Genomic DNA, 20,220 nt, shown 5'->3' on the forward strand with positions numbered 1-20,220 from the left:
CCGCCCCCCGTTGGGGGGCCCGCCCCCCCGCCGGGGGGGGGGGGGGGGGGGGGGGGGGGGGGGGGGGGGCCCCCCCCGGGGGGGCCGGGGGGGCCCCCCCCCCCCCCCCCCCGACCCCAGCGCGCCCTTCGGCTCACTCGCCGGCATCCGGCCTGATCCGGCACGCACGTCGGGGTGGGGTTAACCCCCCATCCCCTAGGGGGTCAGGCTCAGGGTCAAGTGGGTGGATCACCTGATGGGAACCGCCGCCTCGGATCCATAGATTCGAAGCAGCGAGGAACACCAGGCCCGAACACCCACGGAGGCGGTCATGTCGGCCCCCACCCAGACCCGCGCGAACCACCCCGCCCGCGCGCTCACCCGCCCGCCCCTCACCCGCGCCACGGCCGCCGGCGCCGGCATCGCCGCCCGGCCCCGCACCCCCGGCCGCGGGGCGGACACCCGGCTGCGCTGGTGGACCCTGCTGCTGCCCGCCGTCGCCTTCGCCGCGCTCCTCCTGCTCCTCTCCGGATCCGGAGACGCCCACGCGGCCACCACCGGAGAGGGCTCGGCACTCGCCCAGCTCGTCGACGGCCTGCTGCGCGCACTGCCCTGACGACGCGCGCCGGAGCGCTCCCCTCCGCCCCGGTTGAGCCCATCAACACCCTGCGCCCCGTGGCTCATTTCGTGCGAAGCTGGGACCCATGAGCGCCGATACACCTCGCAGGATCGTCCTCCTCCGGCACGCCAAGGCCGACTGGCCGCAGGTGTCCGACCACGACCGGCCGCTGGCCGAGCGCGGCAGGAAGGACGCCCCCGCCGTCGGACTGAAGCTGGCCGAAACCGGCATCACCTTCGACCTGGCCCTGTGCTCCACCGCCGCCCGCACCCGCGAGACCTGGAAGCTCGCCGTCCAGGAACTCCCGCACCGGCCCAAGACCGTCTACGAGGAACGCCTGTACGAGGCTTCGCTCGGCGAGCTGATCGCGCTGCTCAACGAGACCTCGGATGAGGTGGCCGACCTCCTCGTCATCGGCCACAACCCCGGCATGCACGCCCTGGCCGACGCCCTCTCCGGCCGCGCCGAGGGCGACACCCTCCAGCGCATGGCCCGCTCCGGCTTCCCCACCGCGGCCGTCGCCGTCGTCGGCTTCACCGGCAGCTGGAAGTCCGTGGAGCACGGCGTCGGCACCCTGCTCGACTTCTGGACGCCCCAGCACTGACCGGCCCGCACCCGGAGCCCGAGCCCGGCGCCCGGACCCCGGCCCGGACACACGAAGGCCCCCGGCATCTCGCCGGGGGCCTCCGCCGTGGTCGAGCGGCCGCCTAGTCTATGTCGGCCGCCTCGACCTCCTCGCGCGTGATGCCCAGCAGGTACAGCACGGTGTCCAGGAACGGCACGTTCACCGCCGTGTGCGCGGCCTCCCGCACCACCGGCTTCGCGCAGAAGGCCACACCCAGCCCCGCCGCGTTCAGCATGTCCAGGTCGTTCGCGCCGTCACCGATCGCCACGGTCTGCGCCAGCGGCACCCCGGCCTCGCCCGCGAACCGCCGCAGCAGTCGCGCCTTGCCCGCCCGGTCCACGATCTCGCCGGTCACCCGGCCGGTCAGCTTCCCGTCGACGATCTCCAGCGTGTTGGCGGAGGCGAAGTCCAGCCCCAGCCGCTCCTTGAGGTCGTCCGTCACCTGGGTGAAGCCGCCCGAGACCACGCCCACCTGGTAGCCCAGCCGCTTCAGCGTCCGGATCAGTGTCCGCGCACCCGGCGTCAGCCGCACCTCGGCCCGCACCTTGTCCACCACCGACGCGTCGAGCCCCGCCAGCAGCGCCACCCGGGCGTGCAGCGACTGCTCGAAGTCCAGCTCCCCGCGCATCGCCTGGGCCGTCACCTCGGCGACCTTGTCCTCGCAGCCCGCGTGCGCCGCGAACAGCTCGATGACCTCGTCCTGGATCAGCGTCGAGTCGACGTCCATCACGACCAGCCGCTGCGCCCGCCGGTGCAGACCCGCCGAGACCACCGCGATGTCCACGCCGATCCGCGCCGCCTCCGTGGCCAGCGCGGTGCGCAGCGGTTCCGTCTCCGTACCCGAGACGGCGAACTCCACGGCGGTCACCGGGTACTTCGCCAGCCGGAAGATGCGGTCGATGTTGCCGCCCGTGGAGGTGATCGTGGCGGCCACCGAGGCCGTGGACTCCGCTGTCAGCGGGTGGCCCAGCACGGTGACGTGGGAGCGGCCGGAGCCGCGCGGCCGGTTGTCACCGGTACCCGAGATGATCTCCGCCTGCAGCTTGAGCGACTCGGCCCAGCTGTGCACGGTGGCCCGCAGCTCACCCTCCCCGCCGGCGGCGGGCTTGGTGACCAGGGCGCACAGGACGATACGGCCGCGGGTGACGACCTGTTCGATGTCCACGACATCGACGGAGTACGCGGCGAGGGTGTCGAACAGCCCGGCGGTGATCCCGGGACGGTCCTTGCCGAAGATCTTGACGAGGAGGGTGGGGACGTCGGAGGTCTGCGAAGCACTCATGGTGTGCTCACCGTATCCTCCCGCCCACGATGTGGCGCCCCCCGTCCCACCCCCCGGGACACCCTGTCGCTCAGCTGGGGCTTTCCGGCGGCCGCGGGGCGGACGGCGGGGGACCCGGCGGTGGCGGGGGAGTGAACGGAGGCTTCACCGGCCGCCTCCGCGGAGGAGGGGGCGGCGGCGGGCCCGCGATCGTCTCGTCCGCCGAACGGTCCGCCCCGCCGGGCCGGCGCGGCCACGGCGGCGGCGTCCCGGCGATCGTCGCGTCCCCCGACACGTCCCGCCCGCCCCCTCCGGCCCCGGCACCCCGCCCGCTCGGCCCACCGCCACGTCCCGGCCCGCCACCCCCGTACCCCCCGGCACCGGGCGCCCCGCCGCCCGTACCGCCGGCCCCGCCCGAACCACCACCCGCACCACCCGGCCCGCCCCGGTACGGGTTGACCCCCGGCTCCCCGTACACCGGCGACGGCCGGTACGGCCCCACCGCCCCCGGCGGCCACCCCGCACCCGCGCCCCCCACCACCCCCGCACACCCCGGGACCCCGGCCGGCACCACCGGAGCCCGCGCCCACCGCCACGCCACCAGCGCCCCCACCCCGCCGGACACCGCCCCCCACACGCCCCCCAGCACCACCGCCGGCCCCACCCGCCCCCGCAGCTCCACCCCGGCACCGAAGGCGTCCACCCCCAGCACCGACAGGGAGGCGTCCACCGACACCCGCGTCAGCCACACCAGCACCGGCACCACCAGCGCCCACGCCACCCCCATCCGCACCGCCCCCCGCAGCGCGAAGCCCCCCGGCCCGCCCACCCGGGGCGACCGCACCGCCGCCAGCACCCCCGCGTACAGCAGCGCCGCCGCGACCGCCACCACCAGCAGCCAGGCCCGCCCGTCGTACCCGGCCAGGCGCCCCACGGTCACCGGCTCCCGGGCCGACACCGACAGCAGCTCGTCCAGCGGATCCGGCAGCACCCGGGCCAGCTCCCCGGTCGCCCGGCCGTCGAAGGGCACCAGCATCCCGACGGGCACCGCCAGCCACGTCCCGTTCGGCGCCCCCAGCAGCGCGGCGCCCACGATCCGCTCCGGGTGCTCGTCACCGAGCGCCGCCCACCCCGCAGCGGCCAGCCCGGCCACCACCGTCACCAGCAGCACCGCCACCACCGCGGACGCCACCGGCCGCACCACGGACAGCAGCGCACCGGACGGGTACCGGCGCCGCCCCGCACAGGCCGCGACCAGCAGCACCGCCACCACCCAGACCGCCGCCCCCCACAGCGTCGGCACGGTCTCCACGGTGAACCCCACCCGGGCCTTGGCGTCGACGAGGTCGCCCACCCGGTCGGGCAGCAGCCCCCCGAGGTCGCCCAGGTCCCCGATCCCCGGCAGCTCCAGCCCGCCCGGCCCTCCGTCGCCCCCACCCCCGCCACTCGTCCCCGGCAGCTCCAGCCCGTCCAGCGTCACCGCGTCGTGCCCCACCCACGCCAGCCCGCCCGCCGTCGCGACGAACAGCACCGTCACCGCCGCACCGCGGGCCAGCAGTTGACGCGCCCCCCGGCCGGCCGCGCCGCCGGTCCGCAGGAACAGGAAACCGAGCACCAGCGCCCCCGCCAGCCCGACCCCCAGTGGCGTGATGTCGACGGCCGTGTCCGCCGCCGCGCCCTCCAGACCGAACGCCGACACGTGCCCCGAAGGCGTCACCGAGCCCCCAACGGCCAGCACCACCACGGCCGCTGTCATCGGGCCCAGGGAGCCTCCCGTCGCGTCCGCCCCCAAGAGGTGCAGGCCGAGCGCGGCCACCCCGGCCATCGCGACCAGCGACCAGCCCACCGCCGCGATCGCGGCCGGCACCACGTCACCCCAGCGGACAGCGGGCGTTGGCCCCGCCCCGCCGTCCGGACCCACCCTGACGGAACCCATGCGCGGACCCCCCGATTCGTGCCGAGTCATCACGCATCTCCCCTCTGCGTATGATCCGTACGCACTCGGCGGGGCCCGGATTCCACTTCTGCGCCCGGGCCTGAAATAGTTCCCCCCGAAGTTCGCCATCCCTAGACTCCCTGCCGTCAGGGGGAATCGGGGGACAACAAGTGGGGCGTGGAGTGCCGGAACTCGTACTGGAATTGAACGGAAGGACCTGGGCCCTCGATCCGTCCAGGTCGTACACCCTGGGGCGGGACCCGCAGGGCGACGTGGTGATCGACGACGCCCGGGTCTCGTGGCGGCACGCCACCGTCAGCTGGACCGGCCGCGGCTGGTCCATCGAGGACCACGGCAGCACCAACGGCACGTACATGCAGGGCCAGCGGGTCCAGCGCGCCGAACTCGCCGCCGGCAGTGCCGTACACCTCGGCAACGCGACCGACGGCCCGCGCCTGAACCTCACGGCCGCCGTCGCGCACGCCCAGCAGGGAGCCCCCGCCGCCTGGCCGGGCCAGGCGCCCGCCGGCGGCCCCGCCCAGCAGGGCGGCGGCTTCCCGCCGCAGGGCACGCCGCAGGCACACGTACCGCCGCAGGGCGGGGCCCCGGCCCACCAGGCCCCGGCCGGCCAGCAGTACCAGGCGCCGGCCTCCGGCGGCCCGGCCTACGGCGACCGCAGCCCGACGACCTTCCACCACATCGACCTCGGCCGCGTCATGCGCATCGGCCGTGCGCTCGACAACGAACTGGTCGTCTCCGACCTCCAGGTCTCGCGCCACCACGCCGAGTTCCGCTCGACCGGCGGCCGCTTCGAGATCAAGGACCTCGGCAGCCACAACGGCACCTACGTCAACGGACAGGCGCTGCCGAAGTCCGGCACCGCGCTGCTCGGCCCGAACGACATCGTCGGTGTCGGCCACTCGACCTTCCGCATCGTCGGCGACCGCCTTGAGGAGTTCGTCGACACCGGTGAGGTCTCCTTCTCCGCACGCCACCTGACCGTCACGGTCGACGGCGGCAAGCAGATCCTCAAGGACGTCTCCTTCGGCGTCCCGGAGAAGTCCCTCATCGCGGTCATCGGCCCCTCGGGTTCCGGCAAGTCGACGCTCCTCAAGGCGCTGACCGGCTACCGCCCCGCCAACCAGGGCGACGTCCTCTACGACAACCGCAACCTGTACAAGCAGTTCGCCGAGCTGCGCCAGCGCATCGGTCTGGTCCCGCAGGACGACATCCTGCACAAGGAGCTGACCGTCCGCACCGCCCTCAAGTACGCGGCCAAGCTCCGCTTCCCCGGCGACACCGCCGAGGAGGAGCGCACCGCCCGCATCGACGAGGTGCTGCGCGAGCTCAAGCTCGACATCCACAAGGACAAGAAGATCACCTCGCTCTCGGGCGGCCAGCGCAAGCGCGTGTCCGTCGCCCTGGAGCTGCTCACCAAGCCGTCGCTGATCTTCCTCGACGAGCCCACCTCCGGCCTCGACCCGGGCATGGACCGCGACGTCATGCAGCTGCTGCGCGGCCTCGCCGACGACGGCCGCACCGTGCTCGTCGTCACCCACTCCGTGGCCGAGCTGGCGATCTGCGACAAGCTGCTCGTCATGGCCCCCGGCGGGTCCGTGGCCTACTTCGGCCCGCCCGCGGAGGCGCTGAACTTCTTCGGCTACCAGACCTGGGCCGACGTCTTCTCCGCTTTCGAGAACTACCGCGACTACGACTGGGCGGGCCGCTGGAAGGGCTCGCAGCACTACCAGATGTACGCCGCGGACATCGACGCGATCGCCCCGCAGTCGGTGCAGATGCCGCCCATGCAGCAGATGCAGCCGCCCAAGCCGCAGGCCTGGGGCTCGCAGCTGCGGACGCTGATCCGCCGCTACGTCTCGGTGATCGCGTCCGACAAGGGCTTCATGGGCCTGATGCTGATCCTGCCGGCCGTCCTGGGCGTGGTCTCCACGGTCATCCCGGCCGACTTCGGCCTCGCACCGCCCACCGGCAAGGCCCGCTTCAACGGCGACGCCGGCACCATCATGCTGATCCTCGCGGTCGGCATGTGCTTCTCCGGTGCCGCGAACTCCGTCCGTGAGCTGATCAAGGAACGGGTCATCTACGAGCGCGAGCGCGCCACCGGCCTGTCCCGCTCCGCGTACCTGATGTCCAAGGTCATCGTCCTCGGCGTGATCACGGCCCTCCAGGGTGTGATCATCTGCGGCATCGGCTTCGCCACCCGCCAGCTCCCCGCCGAGGGCCTGATCATGCCGCCGGCCGTCGAGCTCTGCGTCGCAGTGATCGCGCTGGGCTTCACCTCGATGATGTTCGGCCTGGTGATCTCCTCGCTGGTGAAGACCGCCGAGAAGACCATGCCGCTGCTCGTGATGTTCGCGATCGTCCAGGTCGTGTTCACCGGCATCCTCTTCCAGGTGTACGACTCGCCGGGCCTGGAGCAGTTCGCCTGGCTGATGCCCTCGCGCTGGGCCATCGGCGCCGCCGGCACCACGCTGGACCTCGGCCACCTGATGCCGCCGTGGGACCACGACAACCCGGGGAACACCGACCCGCTGTGGGAGGCCACCGCCGGCCAGTGGACCCTCGACATCACCGTCCTGCTGCTCATCGGCATCGCCTGCGGCTTCGCGGTGGCGCGCCTGCTGCGCCGCCACGAGCCCGAGGTCATGCGCAAGTAGCCGGCCCGTCCGCACGGCCCGCAGCGGCCGCCCGGACACGTCAAACGCCGCGGGGCGGCACCCGGAGGTCCGGGTGCCGCCCCGCGGCGCATGGGGGTCTGGTGTCTGCGCGCGGCTCAGTAGGCGCTGTTGACGTTGTCCATCGAGCCGTAGCGGTCGGCCGCGTAGTTGCAGGCGGCGACGATGTTGGCGACCGGGTCGTACAGGTCGAACTTCGTGCCCTTGACGTGGTAGGCGTTGAAGGTCGGCTGGATGACCTGGAGCAGGCCCTTGGACGGGATGCCGTTCTGGGCGTTGATGTCCCAGAGGTTGATCGCGCGGGGGTTGCCGCTCGACTCGCGCATGATGTTGCGGTGGATGCCGGCGTAGCTGCCGGGAATGCCCTCGCGCTTCATGATGGACAGCGCCTCGCGGATCCAGCCGTCCAGGTTGTTCGCGTAGACGGGCTTACGGGCGGCGGCACGGCTGGCCGCCTCCTTCTTCGCCCGCTCCTTCTTGGCGGCGGCCTCGGCCTTGGCCTTCGCCTCGGCGTCCTTCTTGGCCTTGGCGGCCTTGGCGTCGGCGATCTTCTTGGCCTCGGCGGCCTTGACGGCCTTCTCGACGACCTGGTGCTGCTGGGTCAGGCCCTGCACGTTCTTGGTGTGCACCGCGTCGACCGCCTGCGTCCAGGACACCGGCTCGGCCGCGACCGTCGTGGCGTCGGCCTGCTCGGCGGGCACCAGGGAGAAGGCGAGGGCGGCGGCACCGAGAACGGAGACACCGGCGATCGACATCTTGTGGGTCTTGGTCAGACGGCTATGACCGGGAGCGCTGGACGCAGACATGCAGGCAACCTCTTCGAATAGCGGGGTCCGCAGGAATGCGCCGGGGGTTCGGAAACCCGCAGCACCGTGCGGCGGCAGCCATTCTTAGCGGCGGCAAAATCCTGTGGCAAAGGTGTGACGTACGATGCCGCTTAGTGGATCAAGCCCGCCCGCAAGGGCCGGAATTTCGCCGCTCACACTGCTTGGAGCAGCACTGATGGCGTCTTTATCTATCCACTAGGTCACTTCGTAAGTGACATGCGTCCTATGCCCGGGCTCACATCGACCACGTAACAGTATTACCATGCGTTGCTTCAGCAATGCGGAATGTTACTACCCTCATTCTTGAGTAGCAGATGCGTATCACCGAAGTAGCAGATGCGCGTCACCGAACTCGTGCCAGAGGTAGCGGTGCCCGACCGCCTCGGCATAGCCCCGGCGCACCGCCTCGGCGCCCGCCACCGCCTCCAGCATCAGCAGGTGCGAGGCCTCCGGCTCGTGCAGCCCGGTCAGCAGACCGTCCACCACCCGCACCCCGCGCTCCGGCGTCACCACCAGGTCCGTCCACCCCCGCGCGGCCGCCACCACCCCCGACGGCCCGGCAGCCGACTCCAGCGCCCGCACCGCGGTGGTGCCCACCCCGAGGACGCGGCCGCCGCCCGCCCTGGCCGCGTTCACCAGCCGCGCCGTCGCCTCCGGAACCTCGAAGCGCTCCGGGTACGGCGGCTCGTGCGCCTCCGGCGAGGACACCCCCGTATGAAGGGTGAGCGGAGCGAACTGCACCCCCCGGCTCACCAGGGCCGCCACCAGCTCCGCCGTGAAGGGCCGCGCCGCACTCGGCATCTCCGCGCTGCCCGCCCCGTCGGGCGACGGCACCGCGAACACCGTCTGGTACGCGGCCAGCGGCTGGTCCCGCTCCGTATAGCGGTACCGGACCGGCCGCCCGAACCGGTGCAGCAGCCCCGTCACCCCCGGTACGGACACCCGCGCCCACCACAGCCGCTCCGCCCCCGGCACCAGCGGCTCCGTCAGCACCAGCCGCACCCCGCCCGGCAGCAGCAGCTCCGCCCCCGCCGGACCACCCGGCCGCGGGCCCGTCGTACCCCGGCCGTCCGGCTCCCGCAGCTCCACCGCCCAGCGCCCGTCGTCGCCCCCGGTAGAGAAGTGCACCACCACCGGCGCACCGTCCAGCCGCGCGTCCACCGCGGCCGGCAGCGTGACCGACGTGTTGACCGCCAGGACGTCCCCGGCCCGCAGCAGCTCCGGGAGCGCGCCGAACCGGTGGTGCGAGACCTCCGTACCGCGCGAGACCAGCAGCCGCACCGCGTCGCGCCCGAGACCGGGCCCCCGCCGCTCGGCCGGCACCCGCGCCGACAGCTCCTCCGGCACCGCCGGCATCCGCACCGCCCCGTGCGATGTCACAGGTCACCTTCCAACGTCACACCGCCGGCCCCGGCCCCCGCCAGCCCCTCCGCCGTGTACCGCCCGCTCGGCAGCCCCGCACCCCCGCCGCCGTCCAGCAGCCGCAGCAGCACCGGCGCCACCTCCTCGGGACCCGGCACCCCGCTCAGGTCCTCCTCCGGCTCCGCCGCGGCCAGCATCGCGGTCCGCATCGACCCCGGATCCGCCCACCACACCCGCAGCCCCGGCTCCTCCACCGCCAGCACCGCCGACAGCCGGTCCAGCGCCGCCTTCGAGGCCCCGTACGCACCCCACGTCCGGTACGCCACCACCGCGGCGTCAGAGCTGACGTTCAGCACCGCGCCCCGGCCCGAGGCCCGCAGCAGCGGCAGCGCCTCCTGCACCAGCCCCAGCGGAGCCACCACGTTCACCTCCAGCGCCGCCCGCAGCCCCGCGAGCGCGTGCACCCCCAACGGCACCAGCGGCTCGCCGCCCAGCACCCCCGCGTTGTTCACCAGCAGGTCGAGACCGCCCAGCTCCCGCGCCGCGGCCACCAGCTCCGCCCGGTGCCCGGCCGAGGTCACGTCCCCCGGCACCGCCACCACCCGCACCCCGGAACCGGCCGCCTCCTCGGCCACCCCCTTCAACGGGCCCGGCGACCTGGCGTCCAGCACCAGGTCCCAGCCCCGCCCCGCCAGCTCCCGGGCCAACGCCCGGCCCAGCCCCCGCGACGCACCCGTCACGACCGCCACCGACACGACAACCACCCCTCGCTCCGCATCCGACGCCTTCACCGTAGATACGGACCGCCCCCGCCCGGATCGGCCCCGCGGCCACACCCCCGGGGTCCTTCGGCCTAGGCCGCAGGCCCCTCCGCCGCAGGTCCCGGGCCCTGCGACCGACGCCCCGCACCCCCCGACCCCGGTCCGATCCGGACCGCACCCCCCGCGGGTACGGTGAGCCCATGAGCCACCGACCCCGCACCGGCCTCGCCGCCGTCTCCACGGCGCTCCTCGCGATGAGCCGCCACCTGGAGGTCCGGGACGTGCTCAAGACGATCGTCGCCTCGGCCCGGGAACTCCTCGACGCCGAGTACGCGGCCCTCGGCGTCCCCGACGACCACGGCGGCTTCGCACAGTTCGTCGTCGACGGCGTCAGCGACCAGCAGTGGCGGGCCATCGGCCCCCTGCCCCGGCAGCACGGCATCCTCGCCGCGATGCTCCACCAGGCGACCCCGGAGCGGCTCGCCGACGTCCGGGAGGACCCCCGCTTCGAGGGCTGGCCCACCGCCCACCCGGAGATGTCCGACTTCCTCGGCCTGCCCGTCCGCGACGGCGACGACATCATCGGCGCGCTCTTCCTCGCCAACAAGCGCTGCCCCCGCCCCGGCGGGGGATGCGGCTTCACGGAGGAGGACGAGGAACTGCTCGGCATCCTCGCCCAGCACGCCGCCATCGCCCTCACCAACGCCCGCCTCTACGAACGCAGCCGCGAGCTCACCATCGCCGAGGAACGCTCCCGGCTCGCCCACGAGCTGCACGACGCCGTCAGCCAGAAGCTCTTCTCCCTGCGCCTGACCGCCCAGGCCGCCACCGCCCTCGTCGACCGCGACCCGGCCCGCGCCAAGGAGGAGCTCCACCAGGTCACCGCCCTCGCCGCCGAAGCGGCCGACGAACTGCGCGCCGCCGTCGTGGAACTGCGCCCCGCCGCCCTCGACGAGGACGGCCTCGTCGCCACCCTGCGCACCCAGATCCAGGTCCTCGACCGCGCTCACACGTCACACGTCACGTTCCGGTGCGACGGCGTACGCGCACTCCCCGCCGCCCAGGAGGAAGCCCTCCTCCGCGTCGCGCAGGAGGCACTCCACAACGCCCTGCGCCACTCCGACGCCGGACTCGTCGAGGTCACCCTCACCCGCCGCGGCACCGGAGCCCTGCTCCGCGTCACCGACGACGGCCGCGGCTTCGACCCCCGGACGGTCCGCCGGGCCGGCCGCCACCTCGGCCTCGTCTCCATGCGCGACCGCGCCGGCGGCGTCGGCGGCAGGCTCACCGTGCACTCGGAGCCCGGCAAGGGCACCACGATCGAGATGGAGGTCCCCGGTGGCTGACACGGCGGCCCGCCCCACCCCCGCACGCGCACCCAGGATCAGGGTCCTGCTCGTCGACGACCACCAGGTCGTCCGCCGGGGCCTGCGCACCTTCCTGGAGGTCCAGGACGACATCGAGGTCGTCGGCGAGGCCGCCGACGGCGAGACCGGCGTCGCCCACGCCGAGGAGCTCCGCCCCGACGTCATCCTGATGGACGTCAAAATGCCCGGCACCGACGGCATCGACGCCCTGCGCCGCCTCCGCGAGCTGGCCAACCCCGCCCGCGTCCTGATCGTCACCAGCTTCACCGAGCAGCGCACCGTCGTCCCCGCCCTCCGTGCGGGCGCCGCGGGATACGTATACAAGGACATCGACCCCGACGCCCTGGCCGGCGCCATCCGCTCCGTCCACGCCGGCCACGTGCTGCTCCAGCCCGAGGTCGCCGGCGCCCTGCTCGCCCAGGACGAACAGGCCCCGGCCGGCAGCCGCGGCGGCACCCTCACCGAGCGCGAGCGCGAGGTCCTCGGCCTCATCGCCGACGGCCGCTCCAACCGGGAGATCGCCCGCGCCCTCGTCCTGTCCGAGAAGACCGTCAAGACGCACGTCTCGAACATCCTCATGAAGCTCGACCTCGCCGACCGCACCCAGGCCGCACTCTGGGCCGTACGCCACGGTCTGACCGATTCCTGACCGGATCGCCGCCGCACCCTGACCGGACCACCCCGGGTTACGGTCCGGGCTGAGATTCATACCGTCGGGTGGATGTACCCCACATGGCGCATCCTGACCGGCGGGCGACCGTTTCCCATGGCGTGCCGCGGCGGCTGGCCGCGGCGAAGACCAGTGAGGACGTCGAACGTGAAGAACTTCAAGAAGGCCACCGCCGTCACCATGATCGCCGGCGGCCTGGTCGCCGCCGCCGCCGGCGTCTCCGCCGCCCACGGCGGCGCCCACGCCCACGGCGAGGCCCTGAACTCCCCCGGCGTGGGTTCCGGCAACCTCGTCCAGGCACCCGTCCACGTCCCCGTGAACGTGGTCGGCAACGCCGTCACCGTCATCGGCGCCCTGAACCCCGCCTTCGGCAACTCCGGCCTCAACGCCTGACGCCACCCGAGCCCGCCGGCCCCCGTACCTCCTGGCGGTACGGGGGCCGGCGCACGCCCGGCGCGACGCGCCCCGCCGCACCGGGGGACACCTCCCGGCCGCAGCCGGGGGAGGGGGCCCGGGGAAGGGACGGCCTACCCCCGCCGCCGCTCCTGCTCCTCCACGTACGCGTTGTACGCCGCGACCTGCGCCCGCCGCGCCACCCGCTCCACCGGCCGCAGCGCCTCCGTCCGCGCCGCCATCTCCGAGGCCGCCACCGCGCCCCCGTGCCCGGCCCCGACCGCCAGATCCATCATCAGCGCGATCCGCTGCGCCAGCTCCAGCACCCGCACCGCACGCGGCGGATACCCCGGGGCCAGCACCTCGCGCCCCGCCTCCGCCCGCGCCCGGTACGCGTCCAGCGCCGCCTCCGCCACCGGCCCCGAGGCCGCCACGTCCAGCCGCGTCAGCACCACCGTCGCCTCCCGCAGCGCCTCCGCCAGCTCCCGCTCCGCCTCGCCCAGCGACGGCACGTCCGCAGGCGGCGCCTCCCGCACCGGCAGGCAGTGCCACACCACCTCCACGTGCAGGTCACCCGCCGGCCCGGCCTCGGACACCTCCGGCACCAGCCCCAGCGCCGCCCCCACCGCGACCACCGCCTCCTCCGCGTCCAGCGCCCGTGCATTGAACTCCGGCGGACCGCTCAGCCCCAGCGGATGCCCCGGCGCCGGCAGCGCCACCCGCAGACCCGTCACCCCCAGCGCCCGCAGCCGGCCGAGCCCCAGCGTCAGACCGACCGGCGCGGACTCGCCCGGCAGCCCCTCCACGCGGTGCACCGCATCGTCCCCGACCACCGCGAGCACGGCGTCGTCCGGCGACACCAGCCCGCCCAGCAAAGCGTTTCCCCAGGCGGCCAGCCGCCCTGAACGTGGTTCCGAAAGCATGCGACCACCCTACGGACCTGACGCCAGGCGGGGCCCGAGTCCCCGGACCCCACCCCGAGTGGCGTAGGTTTTCCCTGGGGGCTGCGCCTGAAGGCGGCGGCTGGGACAACCAAGACTGCAATGGGAGACAACGCGCTCATGAGCGATGTACTGGAGCTGGTGGACGTATCCGTGGTCCGCGAGGGCCGGGCTCTGGTGGACCAGGTCTCCTGGTCGGTCAAGGAGGGGGAGCGCTGGGTGATCCTCGGCCCCAACGGCGCCGGCAAGACCACCCTCCTCAACGTCGCCTCCAGCTACCTCTTCCCCACCAAGGGCACCGCCAGCATCCTCGGCAGCACCCTCGGCAAGCCCGGCACCGACGTCTTCGAGCTGCGCCCCCGCATCGGCGTCGCCGGCATCGCCCTCGCCGACAAGCTGCCCAAGCGCCAGACCGTCCTCCAGACCGTCCTCACCGCCGCCTACGGCATGACGGCCACCTGGCAGGAGGACTACGAGGAGATCGACGAGCAGCGCGCCCGCGCCTTCCTCGACCGCCTCGGCATGTCCGACTACCTCGACCGCAAGTTCGGCACCCTCTCCGAGGGCGAGCGCAAGCGCACCCTCATCGCCCGCGCCCTGATGACCGACCCCGAGCTCCTCCTCCTCGACGAGCCCGCCGCCGGCCTCGACCTCGGCGGCCGCGAGGACCTCGTACGCCGCCTCGGCCGCCTCGCGCGCGACCCGCTCGCCCCCTCCATGGCGATGGTCACCCACCACGTCGAGGAGATCGCCCCCGGCTTCACCCACGTCCTGATGATCCGTCAGGGCAAGGTCGTCGCCGCCGGTCCGATCGACCTCGAACTCACCTCCCGCAACCTCTCCCTCTGCTTCGGCCTCCCGCTCGTCGTCGAGCGCACCGACGGCGACCGCTGGACCGCCCAGGGCCTGCCCCTGCGCTGAACTCCGACGTCCTCTGTCCGGACCGCGTCCGACCGAATTACCATGACCATGTGGATATCGACGCGTGGGTGTGGTGGCTCATCGGCGCGGCCGGACTGGGCATTCCGCTCGTCCTGACCGCGATGCCCGAGTTCGGCATGTTCGCCGTCGGCGCCCTCGCGGCGTCCGTCACGGCCGCCCTCGGCGTCGGAGTCACCGGCCAGGTCCTCGTCTTCACCGCCGTATCCGTCGCGCTCATCGCCGTCGTACGGCCCATCGCCAACCGCCACCGCTCCCAGCGGCCCGAATTCGCCAGCGGCGTCGACGCGTTGCGCGGCAGAACGGCCGTCGTCGTCGAACGCGTCGACGGCACCGGCGGACGCATCAAACTGGCCGGCGAGATCTGGTCCGCCCGCACGCTCGACGCGGACGCCAGCTTCGAACCCGGCCGGCAGGTCGACGTCGTCGAGATCGACGGCGCCACCGCAGTCGTCATGTGACCCCAGGTCACCGAAACCCCGCGCCCCGCGGACCCCGCGTCTGCGAGACTCCGTAACCGACGGGGCAGCAAGAGGCCGGACAGGCAGTCAGAAGGGTACGGGGGAACCGTATGCAACCGATCATCATCGTCCTGATCATCCTGGTGGTGCTGGTCTTCATCGCCCTGGTCAAGACGATCCAGGTCATCCCGCAGGCCAGCGCGGCGATCGTCGAACGCTTCGGCCGCTACACCCGCACCCTCAACGCGGGACTGAACATCGTCGTCCCGTTCATCGACTCCATCCGCAACCGCATCGACCTCCGCGAACAGGTCGTCCCGTTCCCGCCGCAGCCGGTCATCACCCAGGACAACCTGGTCGTCAACATCGACACCGTCATCTACTACCAGGTGACCGACGCCCGCGCCGCGACCTACGAAGTCGCCAGCTACATCCAGGCCATCGAGCAGCTGACCGTCACCACCCTCCGCAACATCATCGGCGGCATGGACCTGGAACGGACCCTCACCTCCCGCGAGGAGATCAACGCGGCCCTCCGCGGCGTCCTCGACGAGGCCACCGGCAAGTGGGGCATCCGCGTCAACCGCGTCGAGCTCAAGGCCATCGAACCGCCCACCTCCATCCAGGACTCGATGGAGAAGCAGATGCGCGCCGACCGCGACAAGCGCGCCGCCATCCTCCAGGCCGAAGGCGTCCGCCAGTCCGAGATCCTGCGCGCCGAGGGCGAGAAGCAGTCCTCCATCCTCCGCGCCGAGGGCGAGGCCAAGGCCGCCGCACTCCGCGCCGAGGGCGAGGCCCAGGCCGTCCGCACCGTCTTCGAGGCCATCCACGCCGGCGACGCCGACCAGAAGCTGCTCTCGTACCAGTACCTCCAGATGCTCCCGAAGATCGCCGAAGGCGACGCCAACAAGCTCTGGATCGTCCCCAGCGAGATCGGCGACGCCCTCAAGGGCCTGAGCGGAGCCATCGGCAACTTCGGCGGACCCAGCGGCAGTTCGCCCCTGCGTAAGGAAGAGCCCCCGGCGCCCCGCCGCGAACAGCCCCCCATCGACTGACGCCCCGCACCTGCCCCCGGCCGACGCACCGGCCGGCCCGTCGGGCCCCCCCAGGCAACCTGACGGCCGGCCATGGACACCCCGACGACCGGGCCCACCCTTCGTGCATGATCAGTGAGGCCCCCCGACCTTCATGGCGGGGAGGCGACTCACCGAACCGAAGGGGCTGGCCCGGTCCATGTCCATCTGGGAACAACTCGCGGTCTTCGCCGCCGGCATCGGCGCCGGCACCATCAACGCCATCGTCGGCTCAGGCACCCTCATCACCTTCCCGGTGCTCCTCGCCACCGGACTCCCACCGGTCACCGCCAACGTCTCCAACACCCTCGGCCTGGTGCCCGGCGCCATCAGCGGAGCCATCGGATACCGCAAGGAACTCGCAGGCCAGCGCACCCGCATCCTCCGCCTCGCCTCCGTGTCCCTCATCGGCGGCCTCGCCGGCGCCGCCCTCCTCCTCGTCCTCCCCTCCGACTCCTTCGACACGATCGTCCCCGTGCTCATCGGGCTCGCCCTCGTGCTCGTCGTCGCCCAGCCCCGCCTCGCCGCCGCACTCCGCCGCCGCCAGGAAGCCGCCGGAACCGACCCCGCCCACCCCGACGGCGGCCCCACCCTCCTCGCCGGCATGACCCTCGCCAGCGCCTACGGCGGCTACTTCGGCGCCGCCCAGGGAGTCCTCTACCTCGGCCTCATGGGCCTCTTCCTCCACGACGACCTCCAGCGCATCAACGCCGTCAAGAACGTCATAGCCGCCCTGGTCAACGGCATCGCCGCCGTCTTCTTCCTGTTCGTCGCCGAGTTCGACTGGACCGCCGTCCTCCTCATCGCCGTCGGCTCCACCCTCGGCGGCCAGATCGGCGCCACCGTCGGCCGCAGACTCCCGCCCACCGTCCTGCGCGCGGTCATCGTCACCGTCGGCCTCCTCGCCATCGCCCAGCTCCTCCTGCGCTGACCACCCCGCACACGCCACAGGGCCCGCCCCCGATTCCGGGGACGGGCCCTGCCCATCACGTCAGTACGTAAGAGCGGCTACGCCGACTGCGCCAGCCACTCCGGCAGCGCCGCCCGCTGGCCCGCACCCAGCGAGAACAGCATCGCGTCCGCCGGAGTCGGCACGAACGGCCTCCGCAGCAGCGGCATCCCCGCCTGCTCCGGCGTCCGGTCCGCCTTGCGGTGGTTGTCCTCCGCACACGAGGCCACCGTGTTCAGCCACGTGTCACCGCCACCCTGCGCCCGCGGCACCACGTGGTCCACCGTCGTCGCCCGCGCACCGCAGTACGCGCACCGGTGCTGGTCCCGCACCAGCACCCCCCTCCGCGACCACGGCGCGTGTCTTCGGAAGGGCACCCGTACGTACCTGCACAGTCTGATCACCCGCGGCACCGGAAGCTCCACCGCGGCCGCACGCACCCGCAGTTCGGGATGCGACTGCTCGACGACGGCCTTGTCCTGCAGCACGAGCACCACCGCACGGTTCAGAGTCACCGTCGACAGCGGCTCGAAGCTCGCGTTCAGTACCAGCGTGTCCCGCATCTCGCCCACCTCCCGTGTGCAGGCCCGCACCCCTCGGCGCCCAAGGCCCGTAACCACTCTGTCCGGGTGCGCCACGCGGGACAACGCAATAAAAATGCCCGGTCCCGGCCACCTTTAGACCAGGACCGGGCGAACCCCGGGCGAACGATCAGTTCTCCGGCGGGGCCTCGTACTCACCGATCAGCTGCGCACGCCCCAGCGCGTGGAAACGCAGGTGGAACCCGACGGCCGCACACGAGGCGTCCGCGTCCGGACCGAGCCGCTCGCGGTCCACCGCGTACACGGTGAACACGTACCGGTGCCGCTCGCCCGCCGGCGGAGCGGCACCGCCGAAGTCCTTCGTCCCGTAGTCGTTGCGCACCTGCACCGCGCCCTCGGGCAGCCCCGTGAACTTCCCGCTGCCCGCACCCGCGGGCAGCTCGGTCACCGACGCCGGGATGTCGAAGACCACCCAGTGCCAGAAGCCGCTGCCGGTGGGGGCGTCCGGGTCGAAGCACGTCACCGCATAGCTCTTCGTCCCGTCAGGAGCCCCCTCCCACCGCAGGTGCGGCGAGACGTTCCCGCCCGCGTACACCTGGTCGGGCCCCAGATCCGCACCCGGAGCCAGGTCCTCGCTCACCACGGTGAACGAGGCGACCTCCGGGTGGAAGTCGTGGGGGAGCGGCGGCCTGCTGAGCTGGGTCACGGGAAACCTCCTGATCACGCGGACACGGCTGTCAGAACTGCTGCGGGCAGCCTAGAACCAGTTGCGCTTCGAACCGACCGAAGCGATCCACTCGTTGAGGTACGCCGCCCAGTTGGTGCCCTGGTAGTCGTGCAGCCCCACCGTGAACGAGCGGAACGTGTCGCTGCCCTCGGAGAACAGACCCGGCTTCTTGTCCATCTCCAGCACGACGTCCATCTCGCGGTCGTCCGCGACGAACGTCAGCTCCACCTGGTTGAGGCCGTGGTACTGCTGCGGCGGCAGGAACTCGATCTCCTGGTAGAACGGCAGCCGCTGCCGCGTCCCGCGGATGTGACCGCGCTCCATGTCCGCACTGCGGAAGCGGAAGCCCAGCTGACCGAACGCGTCCAGGATCGCCTGCTGCGCCGGCAGCGGGTGCACGTTGATCGGGTCCAGGTCGCCGGCGTCCACCGCACGAGCGATCTCCAGCTCGGTGGTCACACCGATGTTCATGCCGTGCAGGTGCTGCCCGGCGAAGTGGGTGATCGGCGTCTCCCACGGGATCTCCAGACCGAACGGCACCGCGTGCACCGCCCCGGCCTGCACCTCGAAGGCACCGCCCAGCCGCAGCTTCGAGAACTCGACGTCCTGCTTGTACTCCTGGTCACCGCCCTCGACCTCGACACGCGCCTGGAGCCCCACCGACAGCCCCTCGATCTGCTGCGGCACCGAACCGCCCTGGATCCGGACCTCGCCCTGGACGACACCGCCAGGGACGACGTTGACCTCCGACAGGACGGTCTCCACGGACGCACCGCCGGCACCCATGGCCGCGAGCAGCTTCTTGAACCCCATGCTCTGTCTCCCCTTGTACTGGACCTGTGCGGGACTGACCTCTACAAACGCGGAAACCCTAGAGCCCGGTTCCGCCCGGGGGCAGTCCACTACGCTCGGACGGATGAGCGCACGTTTCGACCGTACGCCCCTGCCCCGGTCCTTCTTCGACCGGCCGGTCCTCTCCGTGGCCCCCGACCTCCTCGGCCGCACCCTCGTACGCACCACCGACGAGGGCCCCATCGAGCTCCGCATCACCGAGGTCGAGGCCTACGACGGCGAGACCGACCCGGGCTCCCACGCCTACCGCGGCCGCACCGCACGCAACGCCTCCATGTTCGGACCGCCCGGACACGCGTACGTCTACTTCATCTACGGCATGTGGTTCAGCCTGAACCTGGTGTGCGGCCCCGAGGGCAAGGCCAGCGGCGTCCTCATCCGCGCCGGCGAGATCACCGCGGGCGCCGAGCTCGCCCGCAAACGTCGACTTTCGGCCCGCAATGACAAGGAACTGGCCAAAGGCCCCGCCCGCCTCGCCACCGCCCTCGACGTCACCCGAGCCCTGGACGGTACGGACCTCTGCGGCGACCCCGCATCACCCCTGACCGTACTGACGGGGGAGGAGCCCGCCCCCGACCTGCTGCGCACCGGCCCGCGCACCGGAGTGGGCGGCGACGGGGCCCATCACCCCTGGCGCTTCTGGCTCGACGGCGAGCCCACGGTCAGCCCCTACCGGGCCCACGCGCCACGCCGCCGGTCGACTTGACTCGGCTTGGCGAGACGCCTAACGTAGCCCGAGCCGTAAGAAACGAGCACTGCTCTTGGCAGACCCCATCGGGGCCGACCGGGCAACTCGCAAGCGGCCAACCACTACCTACGATTCACCCTGGCGGGGACGAATTCGGCATGCCTGAATTCTGCGCCGACGGCTCGATTATGCGCCACAGGGGAAATCCGCTAGCGTAGTCACCGCCGAAAGGGAAAGCGACGGAGACGTTCGCCGGAACCGGAAAGCGCCGAGGAAATCGGGTCGGAAAGATCTGATAGAGTCGGAAACGAAGGAAGCGCCCGGAGGGCCCGGAAACGGGAACAAAGGAAGCGACCGCACCTTGAGAACTCAACAGCGTGCCAAAAGTCAACGCCAGATTGACAACCCCGGCTCACTTCGGTGAGTTGAGGTTCCTTTGAAAGACCTGCGGGGCCCATGTGGTGCTCGTAGGCAACACACACAGCGAGGACGCTGAGGACAGTCGGCCATATTCCGGTCGGGCTGTTCCGCTCAACGCGAGTGTTTCACCGG

General features: G+C 72.6%; 20 protein-coding genes. 11 read left to right on the plus strand and 9 right to left on the minus strand.

All coding sequences use genetic code 11. The features are described 5' to 3' along the window. Positions 1-310: 310 nt before the first annotated feature. Together ACIF6F_RS03260 and ACIF6F_RS03265 are read left to right on the plus strand one after the other, a co-directional pair. Positions 311-595 carry a hypothetical protein gene (locus ACIF6F_RS03260; protein ID WP_399940435.1) on the plus strand — a complete coding sequence of 95 codons (285 nt, stop codon included), beginning with the start codon at positions 311-313 and terminating at the stop codon, positions 593-595. 88 nt (positions 596-683) lie between these two features. Next, the gene (locus tag ACIF6F_RS03265; RefSeq protein WP_399940438.1) at positions 684-1,202 is read left to right on the plus strand and encodes a SixA phosphatase family protein; all 519 of its coding nucleotides are present in this window, start codon (positions 684-686) and stop codon (positions 1,200-1,202) included. 103 nt (positions 1,203-1,305) lie between these two features. Here the strand turns inward: ACIF6F_RS03265 and serB are convergent, their stop codons facing one another. Together serB and ACIF6F_RS03275 are read right to left on the minus strand one after the other, a co-directional pair. Further along, complete coding sequence (gene serB / locus ACIF6F_RS03270) at positions 1,306-2,505, minus strand: phosphoserine phosphatase SerB (RefSeq protein ID WP_399940440.1); 1,200 nt, start codon at positions 2,503-2,505, stop codon at positions 1,306-1,308. A 70-nt stretch (positions 2,506-2,575) separates the two neighbouring features. After that, on the minus strand, positions 2,576-4,351 hold the full coding sequence (locus ACIF6F_RS03275) for a streptophobe family protein (protein ID WP_399940443.1): 1,776 nt from the start codon (positions 4,349-4,351) through the stop codon (positions 2,576-2,578). Between the two features lie 239 nt (positions 4,352-4,590). Between ACIF6F_RS03275 and ACIF6F_RS03280 the strand changes: the two genes are divergently transcribed. Next, positions 4,591-7,098, plus strand: coding sequence for an FHA domain-containing protein (locus ACIF6F_RS03280; protein WP_399940446.1), 2,508 nt, complete (start codon positions 4,591-4,593; stop codon positions 7,096-7,098). 116 nt (positions 7,099-7,214) lie between these two features. Here the strand turns inward: ACIF6F_RS03280 and ACIF6F_RS03285 are convergent, their stop codons facing one another. The 3 genes from ACIF6F_RS03285 to ACIF6F_RS03295 all read right to left on the minus strand — a co-directional run bounded on the left by ACIF6F_RS03285 (position 7,215) and on the right by ACIF6F_RS03295 (position 10,060). After that, positions 7,215-7,922: a transglycosylase SLT domain-containing protein gene (locus ACIF6F_RS03285; protein ID WP_399940449.1), complete on the minus strand. Its 708-nt coding sequence runs from the start codon at positions 7,920-7,922 to the stop codon at positions 7,215-7,217. A 342-nt stretch (positions 7,923-8,264) separates the two neighbouring features. Continuing rightward, complete coding sequence (locus tag ACIF6F_RS03290) at positions 8,265-9,299, minus strand: S-adenosylmethionine:tRNA ribosyltransferase-isomerase (RefSeq protein WP_399940576.1); 1,035 nt, start codon at positions 9,297-9,299, stop codon at positions 8,265-8,267. Positions 9,300-9,319: 20 nt separating this feature from the next. Then, the gene (locus ACIF6F_RS03295; RefSeq protein ID WP_399940579.1) at positions 9,320-10,060 is read right to left on the minus strand and encodes an SDR family NAD(P)-dependent oxidoreductase; all 741 of its coding nucleotides are present in this window, start codon (positions 10,058-10,060) and stop codon (positions 9,320-9,322) included. Between the two features lie 206 nt (positions 10,061-10,266). On the opposite strand from ACIF6F_RS03295, the gene ACIF6F_RS03300 reads away from it, so the two are divergent. The 3 genes from ACIF6F_RS03300 to ACIF6F_RS03310 all read left to right on the plus strand — a co-directional run bounded on the left by ACIF6F_RS03300 (position 10,267) and on the right by ACIF6F_RS03310 (position 12,496). Next, positions 10,267-11,412: a GAF domain-containing sensor histidine kinase gene (locus tag ACIF6F_RS03300; protein WP_399940451.1), complete on the plus strand. Its 1,146-nt coding sequence runs from the start codon at positions 10,267-10,269 to the stop codon at positions 11,410-11,412. Next, positions 11,405-12,082, plus strand: coding sequence for a response regulator (locus ACIF6F_RS03305; RefSeq protein ID WP_399940453.1), 678 nt, complete (start codon positions 11,405-11,407; stop codon positions 12,080-12,082). The genes ACIF6F_RS03300 and ACIF6F_RS03305 overlap by 8 nt, the downstream gene beginning before the upstream one ends. 168 nt (positions 12,083-12,250) lie before the next feature. Continuing rightward, positions 12,251-12,496: a chaplin gene (locus tag ACIF6F_RS03310; RefSeq protein WP_399940455.1), complete on the plus strand. Its 246-nt coding sequence runs from the start codon at positions 12,251-12,253 to the stop codon at positions 12,494-12,496. A 134-nt stretch (positions 12,497-12,630) separates the two neighbouring features. On the opposite strand, the gene ACIF6F_RS03315 is transcribed toward ACIF6F_RS03310, so the two are convergent. After that, positions 12,631-13,419, minus strand: a complete 789-nt coding sequence (locus ACIF6F_RS03315) for a hypothetical protein (RefSeq protein ID WP_399940457.1) — start codon at positions 13,417-13,419, stop codon at positions 12,631-12,633. Positions 13,420-13,557: 138 nt separating this feature from the next. On the opposite strand from ACIF6F_RS03315, the gene ACIF6F_RS03320 reads away from it, so the two are divergent. The 4 genes from ACIF6F_RS03320 (at position 13,558) to ACIF6F_RS03335 (ending at position 16,841) form a co-directional block, all read left to right on the plus strand. Then, the gene (locus ACIF6F_RS03320) at positions 13,558-14,358 is read left to right on the plus strand and encodes an ABC transporter ATP-binding protein (protein ID WP_399940459.1); all 801 of its coding nucleotides are present in this window, start codon (positions 13,558-13,560) and stop codon (positions 14,356-14,358) included. Positions 14,359-14,408: 50 nt separating this feature from the next. Continuing rightward, entirely contained in the window at positions 14,409-14,837 is a 429-nt protein-coding gene (locus ACIF6F_RS03325; protein ID WP_399940462.1) for an NfeD family protein, read from the plus strand. Between the two features lie 110 nt (positions 14,838-14,947). Next, positions 14,948-15,892 carry an SPFH domain-containing protein gene (locus ACIF6F_RS03330; RefSeq protein ID WP_399940464.1) on the plus strand — a complete coding sequence of 315 codons (945 nt, stop codon included), beginning with the start codon at positions 14,948-14,950 and terminating at the stop codon, positions 15,890-15,892. A gap of 178 nt (positions 15,893-16,070) precedes the next feature. Then, positions 16,071-16,841: a sulfite exporter TauE/SafE family protein gene (locus tag ACIF6F_RS03335; protein WP_399940467.1), complete on the plus strand. Its 771-nt coding sequence runs from the start codon at positions 16,071-16,073 to the stop codon at positions 16,839-16,841. A 77-nt stretch (positions 16,842-16,918) separates the two neighbouring features. On the opposite strand, the gene ACIF6F_RS03340 is transcribed toward ACIF6F_RS03335, so the two are convergent. From ACIF6F_RS03340 to ACIF6F_RS03350, 3 genes are all read right to left on the minus strand, one after another. Further along, positions 16,919-17,422 carry an HNH endonuclease gene (locus tag ACIF6F_RS03340; protein ID WP_399940468.1) on the minus strand — a complete coding sequence of 168 codons (504 nt, stop codon included), beginning with the start codon at positions 17,420-17,422 and terminating at the stop codon, positions 16,919-16,921. A gap of 148 nt (positions 17,423-17,570) precedes the next feature. Then, positions 17,571-18,107: a YbhB/YbcL family Raf kinase inhibitor-like protein gene (locus ACIF6F_RS03345; protein ID WP_399940470.1), complete on the minus strand. Its 537-nt coding sequence runs from the start codon at positions 18,105-18,107 to the stop codon at positions 17,571-17,573. Positions 18,108-18,158: 51 nt separating this feature from the next. Beyond that, the gene (locus ACIF6F_RS03350) at positions 18,159-18,941 is read right to left on the minus strand and encodes a sporulation protein (RefSeq protein WP_399940472.1); all 783 of its coding nucleotides are present in this window, start codon (positions 18,939-18,941) and stop codon (positions 18,159-18,161) included. 103 nt (positions 18,942-19,044) lie between these two features. On the opposite strand from ACIF6F_RS03350, the gene ACIF6F_RS03355 reads away from it, so the two are divergent. Then, entirely contained in the window at positions 19,045-19,686 is a 642-nt protein-coding gene (locus ACIF6F_RS03355; protein WP_399940475.1) for a DNA-3-methyladenine glycosylase, read from the plus strand. Positions 19,687-20,220 lie beyond the last annotated feature (534 nt).

The sequence above is a fragment of the Streptomyces sp. NPDC086023 genome (assembly GCF_044540325.1).
In the GTDB taxonomy this organism is placed as follows: domain Bacteria; phylum Actinomycetota; class Actinomycetes; order Streptomycetales; family Streptomycetaceae; genus Streptomyces.

Bases quoted from the DNA above. Each gene is read 5' to 3' on its own strand.
- ACIF6F_RS03260 (WP_399940435.1), top strand. From the start codon at position 311: ATGTCGGCCCCCACCCAGACCCGCGCGAACCACCCCGCCCGCGCGCTC.
- ACIF6F_RS03265 (WP_399940438.1), top strand. From the start codon at position 684: ATGAGCGCCGATACACCTCGCAGGATCGTCCTCCTCCGGCACGCCAAG.
- serB (WP_399940440.1), bottom strand. From the start codon at position 2,505: ATGAGTGCTTCGCAGACCTCCGACGTCCCCACCCTCCTCGTCAAGATC.
- ACIF6F_RS03285 (WP_399940449.1), bottom strand. From the start codon at position 7,922: ATGTCTGCGTCCAGCGCTCCCGGTCATAGCCGTCTGACCAAGACCCAC.
- ACIF6F_RS03290 (WP_399940576.1), bottom strand. From the start codon at position 9,299: ATGCCGGCGGTGCCGGAGGAGCTGTCGGCGCGGGTGCCGGCCGAGCGG.
- ACIF6F_RS03300 (WP_399940451.1), top strand. From the start codon at position 10,267: ATGAGCCACCGACCCCGCACCGGCCTCGCCGCCGTCTCCACGGCGCTC.
- ACIF6F_RS03315 (WP_399940457.1), bottom strand. From the start codon at position 13,419: ATGCTTTCGGAACCACGTTCAGGGCGGCTGGCCGCCTGGGGAAACGCT.
- ACIF6F_RS03320 (WP_399940459.1), top strand. From the start codon at position 13,558: ATGAGCGATGTACTGGAGCTGGTGGACGTATCCGTGGTCCGCGAGGGC.
- ACIF6F_RS03330 (WP_399940464.1), top strand. From the start codon at position 14,948: ATGCAACCGATCATCATCGTCCTGATCATCCTGGTGGTGCTGGTCTTC.
- ACIF6F_RS03335 (WP_399940467.1), top strand. From the start codon at position 16,071: ATGTCCATCTGGGAACAACTCGCGGTCTTCGCCGCCGGCATCGGCGCC.
- ACIF6F_RS03340 (WP_399940468.1), bottom strand. From the start codon at position 17,422: ATGCGGGACACGCTGGTACTGAACGCGAGCTTCGAGCCGCTGTCGACG.
- ACIF6F_RS03350 (WP_399940472.1), bottom strand. From the start codon at position 18,941: ATGGGGTTCAAGAAGCTGCTCGCGGCCATGGGTGCCGGCGGTGCGTCC.
- ACIF6F_RS03355 (WP_399940475.1), top strand. From the start codon at position 19,045: ATGAGCGCACGTTTCGACCGTACGCCCCTGCCCCGGTCCTTCTTCGAC.